At 67.0% G+C, this 15,447-nt stretch carries 14 protein-coding genes and 1 tRNA gene; 9 read left to right on the forward strand and 6 right to left on the reverse strand.

The annotated features are described in order from the left end of the window. Positions 1-34 precede the first annotated feature (34 nt). The 5 genes from hflK (at position 35) to I6H87_RS14075 (ending at position 5,785) form a co-directional block, all read left to right on the forward strand. Positions 35-1,396: an FtsH protease activity modulator HflK gene (hflK, locus tag I6H87_RS14055; RefSeq protein ID WP_010809433.1), complete on the forward strand. Its 1,362-nt coding sequence runs from the start codon at positions 35-37 to the stop codon at positions 1,394-1,396. 10 nt (positions 1,397-1,406) lie between these two features. Further along, a complete protein-coding gene (hflC, locus tag I6H87_RS14060; RefSeq protein WP_010809434.1) occupies positions 1,407-2,315 on the forward strand; it encodes a protease modulator HflC in 909 nt (302 codons plus the stop codon). A 200-nt stretch (positions 2,316-2,515) separates the two neighbouring features. Continuing rightward, positions 2,516-3,667, forward strand: a complete 1,152-nt coding sequence (locus I6H87_RS14065) for an ATP phosphoribosyltransferase regulatory subunit (protein ID WP_010809435.1) — start codon at positions 2,516-2,518, stop codon at positions 3,665-3,667. A gap of 85 nt (positions 3,668-3,752) precedes the next feature. Beyond that, positions 3,753-5,093, forward strand: coding sequence for an adenylosuccinate synthase (locus I6H87_RS14070; protein ID WP_010809436.1), 1,341 nt, complete (start codon positions 3,753-3,755; stop codon positions 5,091-5,093). A gap of 125 nt (positions 5,094-5,218) precedes the next feature. Beyond that, positions 5,219-5,785: a phosphoribosyltransferase gene (locus tag I6H87_RS14075; RefSeq protein WP_010809437.1), complete on the forward strand. Its 567-nt coding sequence runs from the start codon at positions 5,219-5,221 to the stop codon at positions 5,783-5,785. A 48-nt stretch (positions 5,786-5,833) separates the two neighbouring features. Here the strand turns inward: I6H87_RS14075 and I6H87_RS14080 are convergent, their stop codons facing one another. From I6H87_RS14080 to I6H87_RS14090, 3 genes are all read right to left on the reverse strand, one after another. Next, positions 5,834-6,445 carry an NAD(P)-dependent oxidoreductase gene (locus I6H87_RS14080; protein WP_010809438.1) on the reverse strand — a complete coding sequence of 204 codons (612 nt, stop codon included), beginning with the start codon at positions 6,443-6,445 and terminating at the stop codon, positions 5,834-5,836. A gap of 65 nt (positions 6,446-6,510) precedes the next feature. Then, entirely contained in the window at positions 6,511-6,945 is a 435-nt protein-coding gene (locus I6H87_RS14085; protein WP_010809439.1) for an Rrf2 family transcriptional regulator, read from the reverse strand. A gap of 389 nt (positions 6,946-7,334) precedes the next feature. Beyond that, a tRNA-Leu gene (locus I6H87_RS14090) sits at positions 7,335-7,421 on the reverse strand. A gap of 70 nt (positions 7,422-7,491) precedes the next feature. Here I6H87_RS14090 and rnr point away from each other — a divergent pair. The 3 genes from rnr (at position 7,492) to I6H87_RS14105 (ending at position 11,692) form a co-directional block, all read left to right on the forward strand. Then, a complete protein-coding gene (rnr, locus tag I6H87_RS14095; RefSeq protein ID WP_010809440.1) occupies positions 7,492-10,095 on the forward strand; it encodes a ribonuclease R in 2,604 nt (867 codons plus the stop codon). Between the two features lie 78 nt (positions 10,096-10,173). Further along, positions 10,174-10,917 (forward strand): 23S rRNA (guanosine(2251)-2'-O)-methyltransferase RlmB, encoded by a 744-nt coding sequence (rlmB, locus tag I6H87_RS14100; RefSeq protein WP_010809441.1) that lies wholly within the window; start codon positions 10,174-10,176, stop codon positions 10,915-10,917. A gap of 4 nt (positions 10,918-10,921) precedes the next feature. Continuing rightward, on the forward strand, positions 10,922-11,692 hold the full coding sequence (locus I6H87_RS14105) for an SIR2 family NAD-dependent protein deacylase (RefSeq protein ID WP_051398485.1): 771 nt from the start codon (positions 10,922-10,924) through the stop codon (positions 11,690-11,692). A gap of 33 nt (positions 11,693-11,725) precedes the next feature. Here the strand turns inward: I6H87_RS14105 and tal are convergent, their stop codons facing one another. Then, positions 11,726-12,682: a transaldolase gene (gene tal, locus I6H87_RS14110; protein WP_010809443.1), complete on the reverse strand. Its 957-nt coding sequence runs from the start codon at positions 12,680-12,682 to the stop codon at positions 11,726-11,728. 158 nt (positions 12,683-12,840) lie between these two features. Between tal and rpiA the strand changes: the two genes are divergently transcribed. Then, the gene (gene rpiA / locus I6H87_RS14115; RefSeq protein ID WP_011615619.1) at positions 12,841-13,527 is read left to right on the forward strand and encodes a ribose-5-phosphate isomerase RpiA; all 687 of its coding nucleotides are present in this window, start codon (positions 12,841-12,843) and stop codon (positions 13,525-13,527) included. Positions 13,528-13,595: 68 nt separating this feature from the next. Here rpiA and I6H87_RS14120 read toward each other — a convergent pair whose 3' ends face one another. After that, the gene (locus I6H87_RS14120) at positions 13,596-13,868 is read right to left on the reverse strand and encodes an oxidative damage protection protein (RefSeq protein ID WP_010809445.1); all 273 of its coding nucleotides are present in this window, start codon (positions 13,866-13,868) and stop codon (positions 13,596-13,598) included. A gap of 98 nt (positions 13,869-13,966) precedes the next feature. Then, complete coding sequence (gene argA, locus I6H87_RS14125) at positions 13,967-15,433, reverse strand: amino-acid N-acetyltransferase (RefSeq protein ID WP_010809446.1); 1,467 nt, start codon at positions 15,431-15,433, stop codon at positions 13,967-13,969. Positions 15,434-15,447: the final 14 nt, after the last annotated feature.

Consider the following 15,447-nt stretch of genomic DNA (forward strand, 5'->3'; position numbering starts at 1 on the left):
CCCTGTTACAAACTTCCCCGGACCCGTGCACTTCATGCCCCAGTTTCCCCGGAATGCTGATTCGAGCCTGACACCAGGCGGCCGCTTCGCGCTGCGCGCGGGCTGGCAGCGCCTGCGCGCCATCTTCTCGCTGAACGATCCGCGCTGGGGTCGCAACGGTCAGGACGACGACGACAAGAAGGACGGTCGCGACGACAACCGCCAGCAGAACCAGCGCCCGCAGCAGGACGGCGGCCCGCCCGACCTGGACGAACTGTGGCGCGACTTCAACCGCCGCCTGAACGGCCTGCTCGGCCGCAAGGACAACGGCGGCGGCAACAACCAGGGCTTTGGCGGTCCGCGCACGCCGGGCAAGGGCTCGGGGGTGGGCGCTGGCGTGATCGTCGCGGCCGTGGTCGGCATCTGGCTGGCCAGCGGCTTCTTCATGGTTCAGGAAGGCCAGACCGCGGTGATCCTGCAGTTCGGCAAGTTCAAGTACTCCACCGGCCCCGGCATCAACTGGCGCATGCCCTGGCCGGTCCAGTCGGCCGAGATCGTCAACCTGTCGGCGGTGCGTTCGGTCGAGGTGGGGCGCTCCACCTCGATCAAGGACAGCAACCTGAAGGACTCGTCGATGCTGACGCAGGACGAGAACATCATCGACGTGCGCTTTACCGTGCAGTACGTGATCCAGGACGCCGGCGAATTCCTGTTCTTCAACAAGACCGACCGCGGTGGCGATGAAGAGCTGGTGACGCAGGCCGCCGAGACCTCGGTGCGCGAGATCGTCGGCCGCAACAAGATGGACGCGGTGCTGTACGAGAGCCGCGAACAGATCGCGCAGCAACTGGCCAAGTCGATCCAGGCCATCCTGACGGCGTACAAGACCGGCATCCGCGTGCTGTCCGTGAACGTGCAGAGCGTGCAGCCGCCCGAGCAGGTGCAGGCCGCGTTCGACGACGTCAACAAGGCCAGCCAGGACCGCGAGCGCGCGATCAGCGAAGGCCAGGCCTATGCCAATGACATCCTCCCGCGCGCCAAGGGTACCGCGGCGCGCCTGAAGGAAGAGTCCGAAGCCTACCGCTCCCGCGTGGTGGCGCAGGCCGAGGGCGATGCCTCGCGCTTCCGTTCGGTGCAGACCGAATACGCCAAGGCGCCGCAGGTGACGCGCGACCGCATCTATCTGGAAACCATGCAGCAGATCTACACCAATTCGACCAAGGTGCTGGTGGACGCGCGCCAGGGCAACAATCTTCTCTACCTGCCGCTGGACAAGCTGATGGCACAGGCCGACGGCCGCGCTGCGCCGCAGCCGGGCCAACCGGGTGCGGCCAGCCCGCCGGCGTCCGCGCCGGATGCATCGACGGACGCCCGCTCGCGCGAAGCGCTGCGCAACCGCGACCGCGACTCGCGCTGAGGAGACCGTCATGAACCGACTGATTTCCTTCGCGATTGGCTTTTTCATCCTGCTGGCCGTGGTTTCGTCCATGCTGTTCGTGGTCGACCAGCGCCAGTACGCCGTGGTGTTCGCCTTCGGCCAGATCAAGCAGGTGGTGCGCGAGCCCGGCCTGCACTTCAAGCTGCCGCCGCCGTTCCAGAACGTGGTGTTCATGGACCGCCGCCTGCAGACCATCGACGTCGCCGCCAACGAGCGTTTCCTGACCGCCGAGAAGAAGAGCATGGTGGTGGACTGGTTCGTCAAATGGCGCATCACCGATCCGCGCAAGTTCTTCGTGGCCTTCGGCGGCAACCTGCGCGGCGCGCAGGACCGCATGACCCAGCGCATCGACTCGGTGGCGCGCGAGGAGTTCGGCAAGCGCACCGTGGCCGACGTGGTCGCCGGCGAGCGCGAGCAGGTGATGCAGGCCATCCGCAACGGCATGGCTGAATATGCCAAGTCGGTCGGCGTCGAGATCCTGGACGTGCGCCTCAAGCGCGTTGACCTGCTGCCCGCGATCAGCGAATCGGTGTACCGCCGCATGGAGGCCGAGCGCAAGCGCGTGGCCAACGAACTGCGCTCAACTGGCGCCGCCGAGGGCGAGAAGATCCGCGCCGATGCCGACCGCCAGCGCGAAGTGGTGCTGGCCGAGGCCTACCGCGACGCCCAGGTGATCAAGGGCCAGGGCGATGCCAAGGCCTCGCAGATCTATGCCGACGCGTTTGGCCGCGATCCGCAGTTCGCGCAGTTCTGGCGCAGCATGGAGGCTTACCGCAACACCTTCCGCGACAAGCGCGACGTGCTGGTGCTTGAGCCCAACTCCGAGTTCTTCCGCTACATGCGCTCCAGCGGTGGTGCCGCCGCGGCGGCCTCGGGCGGATCCGGAGGCAAGCGCTAGCACCGTCGCTTGTCCGTGTGGCGAATTGACGAAACCCCGGCTTGCCGGGGTTTTGTCCGGCTGGAGCCATCCTCGCCGGGTGATGGCGCGGGCGCGTGGCGCCTGCGATGACGTTTCTGGTCAAGGACCGGTGCCTTGGGGCATTGCCTCGCGAGGTGGTCCGAATGACTGAGAAGAGATTGACTGAGAAGAGATTCACTATGTCCAACCATTGGCTGCTGCCAGAAAACATTGCCGACGTGCTGCCGTCGGAAGCGCGCAAGATCGAAGAACTGCGCCGCCGCATGCTGGACCTGTTCCGCACCTACGGCTATGAGCTGGTGATGCCGCCGATGCTGGAATACCTGGAGTCGCTGCTGACCGGCACCGGCCATGACCTGGACCTGCGCACGCTCAAGCTGGTGGACCAGCTGTCGGGCCGCACCATGGGCCTGCGTGCAGATATCACGCCGCAGGTGGCGCGCATCGACGCGCACCTGCTGAACCGCCCGGGCGTGACCCGCCTGTGCTACGCGGGCAACGTGCTGCATGCGCGCCCGGCGGGCTTCCACGCCACGCGCGAGCCGATCCAGATCGGCGCCGAGATCTATGGCCATGCCGGCCTGGAAGCCGACATCGAGATCCAGGACCTGATGCTGGCCGCGCTGCAGGCGGCGGGGTTGTCCGATGTCCGCATCGACATGTGCCATGCCGGCATCCTGGAAGCGCTGCTGGCGGGCCTGCCGTCGATCCGCAAGATCGAGGACGCGCTCTTTGCCGCGCTGGAAACCAAGGATGTGCCGGCCCTGCGCGAACTGACCGTGGGTATGCCGCAGACCGAGCGCGATGCGCTGCTGGCGCTGCCGACGCTGTACGGCGGCGTGGACGTGATCGATCGCGCGCGCGCGACGCTGCCGGCCAGCCCGGCCATCGGCCGCGCGCTGGACGAACTGGCGGCACTGGCGGTGCAGGTGCGCGGAGCCAGCGTGAATATCGACCTGTCGGATTTGCGCGGTTACCACTATCACAGTGGCGTGATGTTCGCGGCCTATGTTGCTGGCCTGCCCAATTACGTGGCGCGCGGCGGCCGTTACGACAAGGTGGGCGAGGCCTTCGGCCGTGCGCGCCCGGCCACGGGTTTCTCGCTGGATCTGCGAGAAGTGGCGGCGCTGTCGCCCGTGGAAGTGCGCGCCCAGGCGATTTTTGCGCCCTGGGATGCGGATCCGGCACTCCGGGCCGCGATTTCCGCGCTGCGCGCGGCCGGCGAGATCGTGATCCAGTCGCTGCCCGGCCATACCCACGAGCTCGATGAATTCAACTGCGACCGGCAGCTGGTGCGCCAGGATGCCGGCTGGGCCGTGGTGCCGCGCTGACGCTTGGGCGCCGGGCGTGCCCAAAAATCGAGAATCGCCCGGCAACAAGAGTAGAATACGTTTTTAACCTATTGACCAAAGCAATATGTCCGCATCCGCAGTAGGCCAGGGACGCAATGTCGTCGTGATCGGCACCCAATGGGGTGACGAAGGCAAAGGAAAAATCGTCGATTGGCTTACCGACCAGGCACAGGGTGTGGTGCGGTTCCAGGGTGGCCACAACGCTGGCCACACGCTGATCATCGGTGGCAAGAAGACCATTCTCCGCCTGATCCCGTCCGGGATCATGCGCGACGGCACGGTCTGCTACATCGGCAACGGTGTGGTGCTGTCGCCCGAAGCTTTGTTCCGTGAAATCGAAGAGCTCGAAGGCGCAGGCCTGCAGGTGCAGAGCCGCCTGCGCATTTCCGAGGCTGCCACGCTGATCCTGCCGTACCACGTTGCCATCGACAAGGCGCGCGAAGCGCGCCGTGGCGCCGCCAAGATCGGCACCACCGGCCGTGGCATTGGCCCGGCCTATGAAGACAAGGTGGCCCGCCGCGCGCTGCGCGTGCAGGACCTGTTCGATCCGCAGCAGTTCGCCGAGCGCCTGCGCGAGAACCTGGACTACCACAACTTCATGCTGACCCAGTACCTGGGCGCCGAAGCCGTGGACTTCCAGCAGACCCTGGACGAAGCGCTGGCCTACGCGCCGCGCCTGGCGCCGATGGTGGCCGACGTGTCGGCCGAGCTGTACGCGGTCAATGCCGCCGGCGGCAACCTGATGTTCGAAGGCGCGCAAGGCACGCTGCTGGACGTGGACCACGGCACCTATCCGTTCGTGACCTCGAGCAACTGCGTGGCCGGTGCTGCCGCGGCGGGCGCCGGCGTCGGCCCGGGCCGCCTGAACTACATCCTGGGCATCACCAAGGCCTACTGCACGCGCGTGGGCGCGGGCCCGTTCCCGAGCGAGCTGTACGACAACGACAACCCGTCGCGCCAGGACCCGGTCGGCGTGCGCCTGGCCAACGTCGGCAAGGAATTCGGTTCGGTCACCGGCCGTCCGCGCCGCACCGGCTGGCTGGATGCCGCCGCGCTCAAGCGCTCGGTGCAGATCAACGGCGTGTCGGGCCTGTGCATGACCAAGCTGGACGTGCTCGATGGCCTGGAAACCATCAAGCTGTGCGTGGGCTACGAGCTCGACGGCAAGACCGTCGACATCCTGCCGCGCGGCTCTGATGCCGTGGCTCGCTGCGTGCCGGTCTACGAGGAATTCCCCGGCTGGAACGAGTCGACCTTCGGCGTGAAGACGTGGGACGCGCTGCCCGAGCAGGCCCGCGTCTACCTGAAGCGCGTGGAAGAAGTGGTCGGCATTCCGATCGACATGATCTCGACCGGCCCGGACCGCGACGAGACCATCCTGCTGCGTCATCCGTACAAGGCCTGACCCGGCAGCAGCCCACCACCAGGCTGCGGCGCCACGAGCGCTGCGGCCCGCCAGAAATAAATCGGCCCGCGCAAGCGGGCCGAGCCATATCGGTCAACCGACCCGACGATACAAAGAGTAAAACGATGAACCTGCCAACGAACGATGACGAGAACCTGTGGGTCTCCTGGGACGAATACCATCGCCTGATCGCACGCCTGTCGCTGAACGTGCATGAGTCGGGCTGGAAGTTCGACAAGATCCTGTGCCTGGCGCGCGGCGGGCTGCGCGTGGGCGACCAGATGTCGCGCATCTTCGACGTGCCGCTGGCCATCCTGGCCACCAGCAGCTACCGCGAGGCCGCGGGCACGCAGCAGGGCAACCTGGACATCGCTCAGTACATCACCATGACCCGCGGCGAACTGACGGGCAGGGTGCTGCTGGTCGACGACCTGGTGGATTCGGGCATCACGCTGGAACGTGTGGGCCGCCACCTGAAGGAACGCTATCCGGCCGTGACCGAGGTGCGTTCGGCCGTGCTGTGGTACAAGGCGTGCTCGAAGGTCGAGCCGGACTACCACGTGACCTTCCTGCCGTCGAACCCGTGGATCCACCAGCCGTTCGAAGAGTACGACACGCTGCGCCCGCACAACCTGGCCGCCTGGCTCAAGCGCGGCAAGCGCGCCAGCCAGGACGACGGCGCGCAGGCCTGATGCGCTTGTGCCGGGGCCTGCCGCTACGGGCGGCCCCCGGCGGCCGGCTTAATAGCCGACCGTGAAACGCTGGCGCGAATGCGCCGGCTTTTCGATCTCATCGAGCATCGCGATGGCATAGTCTTCCATCGAGATCCAGCTCTTGCCTGCTGCGTCGCTCAGCAGGTTTTCCTCGCCAACGCGGAACTTTCCGGTACGCTCGCCCGGCTCGAACAGTGCCGACGGCGACAGGAAGGTCCAGTCGATCTGTTGTTCGCCGCGCAGCGCGTTGAGGAAGTCGCGGCCTGCGAGGGCTTCGGGCTTGTAGGCATCGGGGAAGTTCGGGGTGTCGACCAATTGCACCCCCGGCGCGACATGGAGGCTGCCGGCGCCACCCACCACCAGCAGGCGCGGCACGCCGGCCTGGCGCACGGCCGAGGTCACCTGCTGCGCGTTCAGCTGCGCAAAGCGCGCGCTGCTGATGACCACGTCGTTGCCGGCCAGGGCGGCAGCCAGTGCGGCGCCGTCGGCGCCGTCCACGTCCGCGGTGGTCACGCCGTCGCGTGCGGGCAGTTTGCTGGCCTGGCGCGCAATGGCGGTCACCTGGTGGCCGCGGCGCAGGGCTTCGTCGGTCAGGCGCGTGCCAACACGGCCGGTGGCGCCGATGATTGCGATCTTCATGGTCACTCCTTCTTTCGGTCAGGTTGATATGAAACCATTGTGGTTACATATCGGGGCAAAAAAATTCAGCGCTTGCGGCGCTGGCTGTTGCCTTCGACATCGGCGAGCATGCTGGCGATGGTGGCGCCGGCAAGGGTATCGTCCATGGCCGCCTGCGCACGGTCCGCGACCTTGCGCAGCGCACCGGTGATCTCGCGCCCGACCGGGCAGGCCGGGTTGGGCGCGCTCTGGTGCAGCGTGATCAGCGCGGTGGTTTCCACCACGCGGAACACGTCGAGCAGCGTGATTGACGCAGCCGGGCGCGCCAGCGTGGCGCCGCCGGTGCTGCCCATGGTGGTCGCCACCAGCCCGGCTTCAGCCAGTTGACCGACCAGCCGCCGGATCAGCGCCGGGTTGGTGCCCACGCTGGCGGCGATCAGCGACGAGGGCACCGGCTCGGCCGAACTGGCGAGCAGGGTAAGGATGTGGACTGCCACGGCGAACCGGCTGCTTGTGCTCAACGCTTGTGCTCGGGATGTCAGGTGCAATGTGAAACCATGATAGTTACACATGGTCGGGCATGTCAAGCACGGACAGGAGCGCAAGGAGGGCGGAGTACCGGGAGGGAAGGAGGTAATACGCCGATGTGGCAGCCAATGGCCGGTGGAATGCCGGAATCGCCACTGAAGCTGTTACACTCCTCGACATTGCCGTACCGTTGTGGTTCGGCTGTCGCGCGGGGTACGGTGCGCGGTTTCACGGACGGGAAAAAACCCGTACGCTCGCAGGTATGACATCGCGGCATGGCCGCCAAGCAAGGAGTGCAAGTTGCCGGATCTGATGCGCGAAACAGGCGTCAAAAACAAAAAACCCGCAGGGCTCGAAAGCGCTGCGGGTTTTTCCGGTAACTTGGTGCCCAGGAGAGGACTCGAACCTCCACAGTGTTGCCACCGCTAGGACCTGAACCTAGTGCGTCTACCAATTCCGCCACCTGGGCAGGTGTCGAAACAACCGAAGCGCTCATTATAGAGAGCGCGAGAATTTTGTCAAATAGTTTCCAGAAAAAATTGAATCAGAACAACTATCCGATCCCCAGCCGGGAAGAAATCCTGGGCGTGCTGAGAACGTCGGGATCCCCCCAGTCGGCCGGCGATATTGCCAAGGCCCTCTCCGTCACGCGCAAAGAGCATGACGGTTTCCAGAAGCGCCTGGCGGCCATGGAGCGCGACGGCCAGATCGAGCTGAACCGCAAGGGCCGCTATGAGCTTGCCCATCAGCCGAACTTCGTCACCGGCCGGGTGCAAGGTCACCGCGACGGCTTCGGCTTCCTGATCCGCGACGACGGCGAAGACGACATCTTCCTGCCCGAGCGCGAGCTGCAGAAGGCCATGCACAACGACCGCGCGCAGGTGCGCGTGGTGGGCTACGACCGGCGCGGGCGCCCTGAAGGGCAGATCGTCGAGATCATCGAGCGCGCCAACCGTTTTGTCATCGGCCGTCTGCTCAGTGAAGGCGGCGTGCTGGTGGTGGCGCCTGAAGACAAGCGCATCAGCCAGGACATCCTGATCCCGCCCAAGGCGCAGGGCAAGGCACGGGTGGGGCAGGTGGTCAGCGTCGAGCTGATCGAATTCCCCGACCGCTACGTGCAGCCGGTGGGCCGCGTGGTGGAGGTGCTGGGCGAAATCGACGATCCCGGCATGGAGATCGAGATCGCCGTGCGCAAGTACGGCGTGCCACATGCGTTCTCGCCGGCCGCTGCCCAGGAAGCCTCCGCGCTGCCCGACGAGGTGCGCCAGGCCGACCTGGACCACCGCATCGACCTGCGCGACATCCCGCTGGTGACCATCGACGGCGAAGACGCACGCGACTTCGACGATGCGGTCTATTGCGAGCCGGTCAAGATCGGCCGCGCCAAGGGCTGGCGCCTGATCGTGGCGATCGCCGACGTGTCGCACTATGTGCGCCCCGGCACCCCGCTGGATGCGGATGCGCTGGACCGGGCCACTTCGGTCTACTTCCCGCGCCGCGTGATCCCGATGCTGCCGGAGAAGCTGTCCAACGGGCTGTGCTCGCTCAATCCGCACGTGGACCGGCTGTGCATGGTGTGCGATGCCGTGATCACCGCCAAGGGCGAGCTCAAGGGCTACCAGTTCTACCCGGCCGTGATGCATTCGACCGCGCGCCTGACCTACAACGAGGTCTGGTCGGTGCTGTCCAACACCAAGGGCCCCGAGGCGCACAAGCGCGGCGAGCTGGTGCCGCACCTGCAGAACCTGTATGAGTTGTTCCAGGTCCTGCTCAAGGCACGGCGCGCGCGCGGCGCGATCGACTTCGACACCACCGAGACCTATATCGTCTGCAACGCGCAGGGCAAGATCGAGCAGATCCTGCCGCGCACGCGCAACGATGCGCACCGGCTGATCGAGGAGTGCATGCTGACCGCCAACGTCTGCGCGGCCGACTTCCTCGAACGCTTCAAGCACCCGGCGCTGTACCGCATCCACGCGGGCCCCAGCGAAGAGAAGCTGAAGAACCTGCGCGACTTCCTGCGCACCGCCGGCCTGTCGCTGGGCGGCGGCGACAAGCCGCAGGCATCGGACTACGCCGAGGTGATGGACAAGATCAAGTCCCGTCCCGACGCGCCGATGCTGCAGACCATGCTGCTGCGCTCGATGCAGCAGGCGGTGTACAGCCCGGACAATATCGGCCACTTCGGCCTGTCGTACGAGGCCTACGCGCACTTCACCAGCCCGATCCGCCGCTACCCCGACCTGCTGGTGCACCGCGCGATCAAGGCGGTGCTGGCACATACCAAGTACCAGCCGGCGTTTGCGCACGGGACCGAGCTGAATACCGCGATCTCGCCCAAGGCGCGCCGGCTGCAGGCCAAGGACGCCGAGCAGAAGGCAGAACTGACCGCGGCGCGCGCCAGGCGCAACGAGGCCATCTGGGACGAGCTTGGCCTGCACTGCTCGGCCAATGAGCGCCGCGCGGACGAGGCTTCGCGCGATGTCGAGGCCTGGCTCAAGTGCTACTTCATGCGCGACAAGCTGGGCAGCGACTACGCCGGCACCGTCAGCGCCGTGACCTCGTTCGGCATCTTCGTGCAGCTCGACGAGCTGTACGTGGAAGGCCTGGTCCACGTGACCGAGCTGGGCAGCGACTACTTCCAGTACGACGAGGCCCGCAACGAACTGCGCGGCGAGCGCACCGGCATCCGCTACCGCCTGACCGACCGCGTGCGCGTGCAGGTATCGCGCGTGGACCTGGATGCGCGCAAGATCGACTTCCGCCTGGTGCAGGAGCCGTCGGCGAAAACCCTGCGCGCCCGCGCGGGGGGCACCGAGACCCAGCCGCGCGTGCCCGCCGCCCATGCGGTGCCAGCACGCAAGAAGGGCCGCCAGCTGGCGGCGCTGCTGGGCGGCTCGTCCAAGCCGGAAGAGTCGTTCGACGAGACGCTGGACCGCGTGATCGAGGAGCAGCCGGTGTTCGAGGCCGTGATCACGCCGCTCAGGCCGCACGTGAAGACCGGCGGCAAGCCGGCCAAGCGCGCGGCCAAGCCCAAGCCCGCGCACCTGGAGAAGCCGCACAAGCCGGCCTCCAAGTCGCACCAGGCCAAGCCCGCGGGCAAGACGCCGGCCAAGAGCCCGCGCACCCCGCGCAAGCGCTGAAGCTTGCGGGGGCTGCCATGCCGCCGCCTCTCGCCCCCGGCCTGCTGCCGGGGGCGAGAGGGCGAGTACAATCGCGCCATGGCTAAAAACAAACTCCTGATCGGCTTTCACGCCGTCACCGCACGCCTGCGCCAAGATGCCAAGGGCGTGACCGATGTCTATATCGAATCCGCGCGCCGCGACCGGCGCATGCAGGACTTCGTGCGCCTGGCCGAAAGCCTGGGCGTGCGCCTGCATCCGGTCGATGCCGAGCGCCTGCGCGGCATGGCCGGCACCGACCGCCACCAGGGCGTGGTGGCACGTGCCGAAGACGTGGCACTGGCGCTGAACCTGGATGAACTGCTCGACGGCATCGAAGGCACGCCGCTGCTGCTGGTGCTGGACGGCGTCACCGACCCCCACAACCTGGGTGCCTGCCTGCGCGTGGCCGACGGCGCCGGCGCGCATGCCGTGATCGCCCCCAAGGACCGCAGCGTCGGCCTCAATGCCACCGTGGCCAAGGTCGCCAGCGGCGCCGCCGAGACCGTGCCCTATATCACCGTCACCAACCTGGCCCGCACCCTGCGTGAGCTGCAGGAACGCGGCATCTGGGTCATCGGCACCGCCGACGGCACCGAAAAATCGCTGTATGACATCGACTTCAAGGGGCCGACCGCGATCGTGATGGGCGCCGAGGGCGAGGGCATGCGCCGCCTGACGCGCGAGACCTGCGACGAGCTGGTCGGCATCCCGATGGCGGGCGGTGTGGAAAGCCTGAACGTCTCGGTCGCCAGCGGCGTATGCCTGTACGAAGCCGTGCGCCAGCGGCGCCTGCCGCGATAAGTCCATGGCCGCTGATTACGGTCTCCTTGACATGCCGGGGCTTGAGGAAGCACGCCGGCTGATCGCGGCCGCCGGCAATATCTTCGTGCTGACCGGCGCCGGCATTTCCGCCGAATCCGGCGTGCCGACCTTCCGCGACGCGATGACCGGGCTGTGGCAGCAGTTCGACCCGGAAGAGCTGGCCAGCGAGGACGCCTACCGCCGCCAGCCGGCGCTGGTCTGGGAGTGGTACCTGCATCGGCGCGAGCTGGTCGCAGCCGTGCATCCCAACCCGGCGCACCATGCGCTGGTCGCGCTGGCTGCGCAGAGACCTTTCACGCTGGTCACGCAGAACGTGGACGGCCTGCACCAGCGCGCCGGCAGCGCGGGCGTGATCGAACTGCATGGCAACCTGTTCGCCAACAAATGGCTGGACGGGTGCGGACGCTGCAACGAGGCGACCGCGCTGCCCGGCATGCCGCCGCGCTGCAACCTGTGCGGCGCGCTGATGCGTCCGGGCGTGGTGTGGTTCGGCGAGGACCTGCCGCGCGTGGCGCGCTACCGCGCCGAGCATGCGGCGCAGCACTGCGACCTGTGCCTGGTGGTCGGCACCTCGGGGCTGGTCTATCCGGCGGCGGGGCTGCCGGGCCTGGCGCGCGAGCATGGCGCGCCGGTGATCGTGGTCAATCCGCAGCCGTCGGCGCTGGACCAGACCGCGGATATCGTGCTGTCCGCCGCGGCGGGGGCATGTCTGCCATTGCTGTGGCCGCCGCAGCCGGCGCCCTCGGCCGGCTGAGCCTGGATCCGGGCGTTGCCGCCCGGACCATCCTTACTTCGCAATCTCGCCGATCAGCTTCTCCAGCTTGACCGCATCCGCCGCAAACAGGCGGATGCCTTCGGCCAGCTTCTCGGTCGCCATCGCATCCTCATTCAACTGCCAGCGGAAGGCCGGCTCGTCGGCCGCGATGCGGGCGATATTGGCGGCCTGGGCCTGGTCCACCGACAGCTTGTGCGCCACCGGGCCCTGGCCGGCCGCGAGCTGCTCGAGCAGCTCGGGGCTGATGGTGAGCAGGTCGCAGCCGGCCAGCGACAGGATCTGCGTGGTGCTGCGGAAGCTGGCGCCCATCACCTCGGTCGGGTAGCCGAACTTCTTGTAGTAGTCGTAGATCTGGCGCACCGAGCGCACGCCGGGGTCGTTGTCGCCGCCATTGGCGGCCGCGTCCCATTGCTCGCCGGCCTGCTTCTTGTACCAGTCGAAGATGCGGCCGACGAAGGGCGAGATCAGCTGCGCGCCGGCCTCGGCGCACGCCACCGCCTGCACCAGCGAGAACAGCAGCGTCATGTTGCAGCGGATGCCGTCGCGCTGCAGGATCTCGGCTGCGCGGATGCCTTCCCAGGTGGAGGCAATCTTGATCAGCACGCGTTCGCGCGCAATGCCGCGCTGCTCATACAGCTGGATCAGGTGGCGCGCCTTGGCCACGCTGGCCTCGGTGTCGAAGGACAGGCGCGCATCGACTTCGGTCGAGACGCGGCCTGGCACGATCGCCAGGATCTCGCAGCCGAAGGCGATCAGCACTTCGTCCATCACCGCATCGACGCCGCCGTTGCCGTGGTGGTCCTGTACCGCCTTCTCCAGCAGGTGCCGGTATTCGGGCTTTTGCACGGCCTTCAGGATCAGCGACGGATTGGTGGTCGCGTCCTGCGGGGTGTACTGCTTCATCAGCTGGAAGTCGCCGGTATCGGCCACTACCGTGGTGAACTGCCTGAGTTGTTCGAGCTGGTTCATGGTCGCTTGGTCGTCTGCTTGTGCGTCTGCAAAATCGTTCGCGGGCATCAGGGGTGCGCGTACGGCACCCGGTCCGGTCCATTGTACCGTCGCCCGCGTGACCTGCCGCCGCAATCCGCTACACTACGCGTTTCCCCCAACGCAATCTGGCTGTTGTCATGACTCAGGATGAACTCAAGGCGCTGGTCGCGCAAGCTGCCGCCGACTACGTGAAGCAGGAAGTGCCCGAAGGGGCAGTGCTCGGGGTGGGCACTGGCTCCACTGCCAATCTCTTCATTGACGCCGTGGCGGCATTCAAGGAGCGCTTCGCCGGTGCGGTGTCGAGCTCCGAGGCCTCCACGCGCCGCCTGCAGCAGCACGGCTTCAAGGTGCTGGACCTGAACGAAGTCGACGAGATCCCGGTGTATGTCGACGGCGCCGACGAGATCGACGCCAGCGGCGCCATGATCAAGGGCGGCGGCGGGGCGCTCACGCGCGAGAAGATCGTGGCTTCGGTCGCGAAGCGCTTTGTCTGCATCGCCGACGGCAGCAAGCTGGTCCAGACCATGGGCACCTTCCCGCTGCCGGTCGAGGTGATTCCGATGGCACGTGCAGCGGTGGCGCGCAAGCTGCAGGCCCTGGGTGGCCAGCCGCGTCTGCGCATGACCAAGGAAGGCGGCATCTACAAGACCGACAACGGCAATGTGATCCTGGACGTGGCCGGCCTGAAGATCGACGATCCGCGCGGCCTGGAACAGGCCGTCAACCAGGTGCCGGGCGTGGTCACGGTGGGCCTGTTCGCGTTGCGCGGCGCGGATGTGTTGCTGCTGGGCACCGGCGACGGCGTGCAGCGCACTGACTACTGAGCAAAGTCGTCCGCTGCCAAGCAAAAAGGGGTGCCTGAGGCACCCCTTTTGTCATTGGCCGGTCCGGTTCAGGACTGCGGCGGCACGTAGCCCTGCGCCTGGTCGGCGCCCTCGCCGAAGAAGTACTTCTCGGTCTGCTTGAGCAGGTACTGGCGCGCGCGCGCATCGGCCATGTTCAGGCGGTTTTCGTTGATCAGCATGGTCTGGTGCTTGAGCCAGCCAGCCCAGGCTTCCTTCGACACGCTTTGCCAGATCTTCTTGCCCAGTTCGCCGGGCAGCGGCGGGAAGTCGAGGCCTTCGGCTTCCTTGTTCAGCTTGATGCATTGGACCATGCGGGCCATGGGGACTCCTTGGTATGTTCGTTAGAGCTTCGGCGCTGGCGCTATTGTAGCCAAGCGGGGCACCGGGCCGCGGCGCTGCGGCGATTGCCCCTACGGCTTCAGAGCTTTTTCATCAGCACCATGGACTTGCGCTGCCAGTTGTAGAGCTTGCGCTTGTCCTCGGGCAGGTCGTCGACGTTGGCGTGGACGAAACCGCGCTTCAGGAACCAGTGTTCGGTCCGGGTGGTGAGCACGAACAGCTTCTCCAGGCCGAGCGCGCGGGCGCGGCGCTCGATGCGCTTGAGCAGGCGCTCGCCGTCGCCGGTGCCCTGGGCTTCCTGCGATACCGTCAGGCAGGCCATCTCGCCCATGTTCTCGCGCGGGTAGTCGTAGAGCGCCGCGCAGCCGAACAGCACGCCGTCGTGCTCGATCACCGAGAAGTTGGAGATATCGCGCTCGATCAGGTGGCGTCCGCGCGGCACCAGCGTGCCATCCTGCTCCAGCGGGGCGATCAGCTGGACGATGCCGCCGACGTCGTCGAGCGTGGCTTCGCGCAGGCTTTCCAGGTCGGTGTCGGACAGCATGGTGCCGACGCCGTCGTGCAGGAACAGTTCCAGCAGCACCGCACCGTCGAGCGAATAGGGGATCAGGTGCGCACGCGGCACACCGCCCTTGAGCGCCTTGACCAGGTGCTGCAGGTAGTTGGCCACGTCCGGCGGCAGATGGTTGTTTTGCAGGCGCTCCACGGCGGTGCGCAGGGACATTTCCTGCATCATCTTGCCGACCGGATCGGGCACGCCCGGCACCTCGGTGATGAAGATCAGCTTGTCGGCCTTGAGCGCCGTGGCGGTGGCGCTGGCCACGTCTTCCATCGACAGGTTGAAGGCCTGGCCGGTGGGCGAGAAGCCCAGCGGCGACAGCAGCACCACCTTGCCGTGCGACAGCGACATGCGCACGGACTCGGCGTCGATCTTGCGCACCAGGCCGGTGTGCTGGTAGTCGGTGCCGTTGACGATGCCGACCGGGCGGGCAGTCACGAAGTTGCCGGAGATCACCGACAGCTGGGCGCCGGCCATCGGCGTATTGGGCAGGCCCTGGCTGAAGGCGGCCTCGATGTCCAGGCGCAGTTCGCCGGCGGCTTCCTTGGCGCATTCGAGCGCGGCGTTGTCGGTGACGCGCACGCCATCGACGAACTGTGACTCGACATGGCGCAGCGCCAGCTGTTCTTCCACCTGCGGGCGCGAGCCGTGCACCAGCACGATCTGCATGCCCATGGCGTGCAGCAGCGCGACGTCGTTGACCAGCGCATTGAGCACGCCCGACTTGACCAGTTCTCCGGCGAAGGCGATCACAAAGGTCTTGCCGCGGAAGGCATGGATATACGGCGCCACCATGCGCAGCCAGTCGACGAACTGCTGGTGGTCGGGGCCGCTGCGCTCGGGCTCGGCCGCCGTGGGCGCCGGGGCGGCGGGCACGGGGGAGGTCGGGGCAGGCGCGGGGAATTCAGCCGCGGGCGGCTGCGCCGGCACGGGGGCGGCGGGTGAGGAGGCAGGCGCCGTCTGCGGCGCGTCGGTTCTGGCGTTCATCCCGCGGATTATAA

The organism is Cupriavidus necator, assembly GCF_016127575.1.
Classification (GTDB): domain Bacteria; phylum Pseudomonadota; class Gammaproteobacteria; order Burkholderiales; family Burkholderiaceae; genus Cupriavidus; species Cupriavidus necator_D.

Excerpts from the sequence above, each read along its gene's own strand:
- hflC (WP_010809434.1), top strand. The coding sequence starts at position 1,407 with ATGAACCGACTGATTTCCTTCGCGATTGGCTTTTTCATCCTGCTGGCC.
- argA (WP_010809446.1), bottom strand. The coding sequence starts at position 15,433 with ATGAACGCCAGAACCGACGCGCCGCAGACGGCGCCTGCCTCCTCACCC.
- I6H87_RS14105 (WP_051398485.1), top strand. The coding sequence starts at position 10,922 with ATGGCCGCTGATTACGGTCTCCTTGACATGCCGGGGCTTGAGGAAGCA.
- rpiA (WP_011615619.1), top strand. The coding sequence starts at position 12,841 with ATGACTCAGGATGAACTCAAGGCGCTGGTCGCGCAAGCTGCCGCCGAC.
- I6H87_RS14065 (WP_010809435.1), top strand. The coding sequence starts at position 2,516 with ATGTCCAACCATTGGCTGCTGCCAGAAAACATTGCCGACGTGCTGCCG.
- I6H87_RS14080 (WP_010809438.1), bottom strand. The coding sequence starts at position 6,445 with ATGAAGATCGCAATCATCGGCGCCACCGGCCGTGTTGGCACGCGCCTG.
- I6H87_RS14075 (WP_010809437.1), top strand. The coding sequence starts at position 5,219 with ATGAACCTGCCAACGAACGATGACGAGAACCTGTGGGTCTCCTGGGAC.
- tal (WP_010809443.1), bottom strand. The coding sequence starts at position 12,682 with ATGAACCAGCTCGAACAACTCAGGCAGTTCACCACGGTAGTGGCCGAT.
- I6H87_RS14120 (WP_010809445.1), bottom strand. The coding sequence starts at position 13,868 with ATGGCCCGCATGGTCCAATGCATCAAGCTGAACAAGGAAGCCGAAGGC.
- I6H87_RS14070 (WP_010809436.1), top strand. The coding sequence starts at position 3,753 with ATGTCCGCATCCGCAGTAGGCCAGGGACGCAATGTCGTCGTGATCGGC.
- hflK (WP_010809433.1), top strand. The coding sequence starts at position 35 with ATGCCCCAGTTTCCCCGGAATGCTGATTCGAGCCTGACACCAGGCGGC.
- rlmB (WP_010809441.1), top strand. The coding sequence starts at position 10,174 with ATGGCTAAAAACAAACTCCTGATCGGCTTTCACGCCGTCACCGCACGC.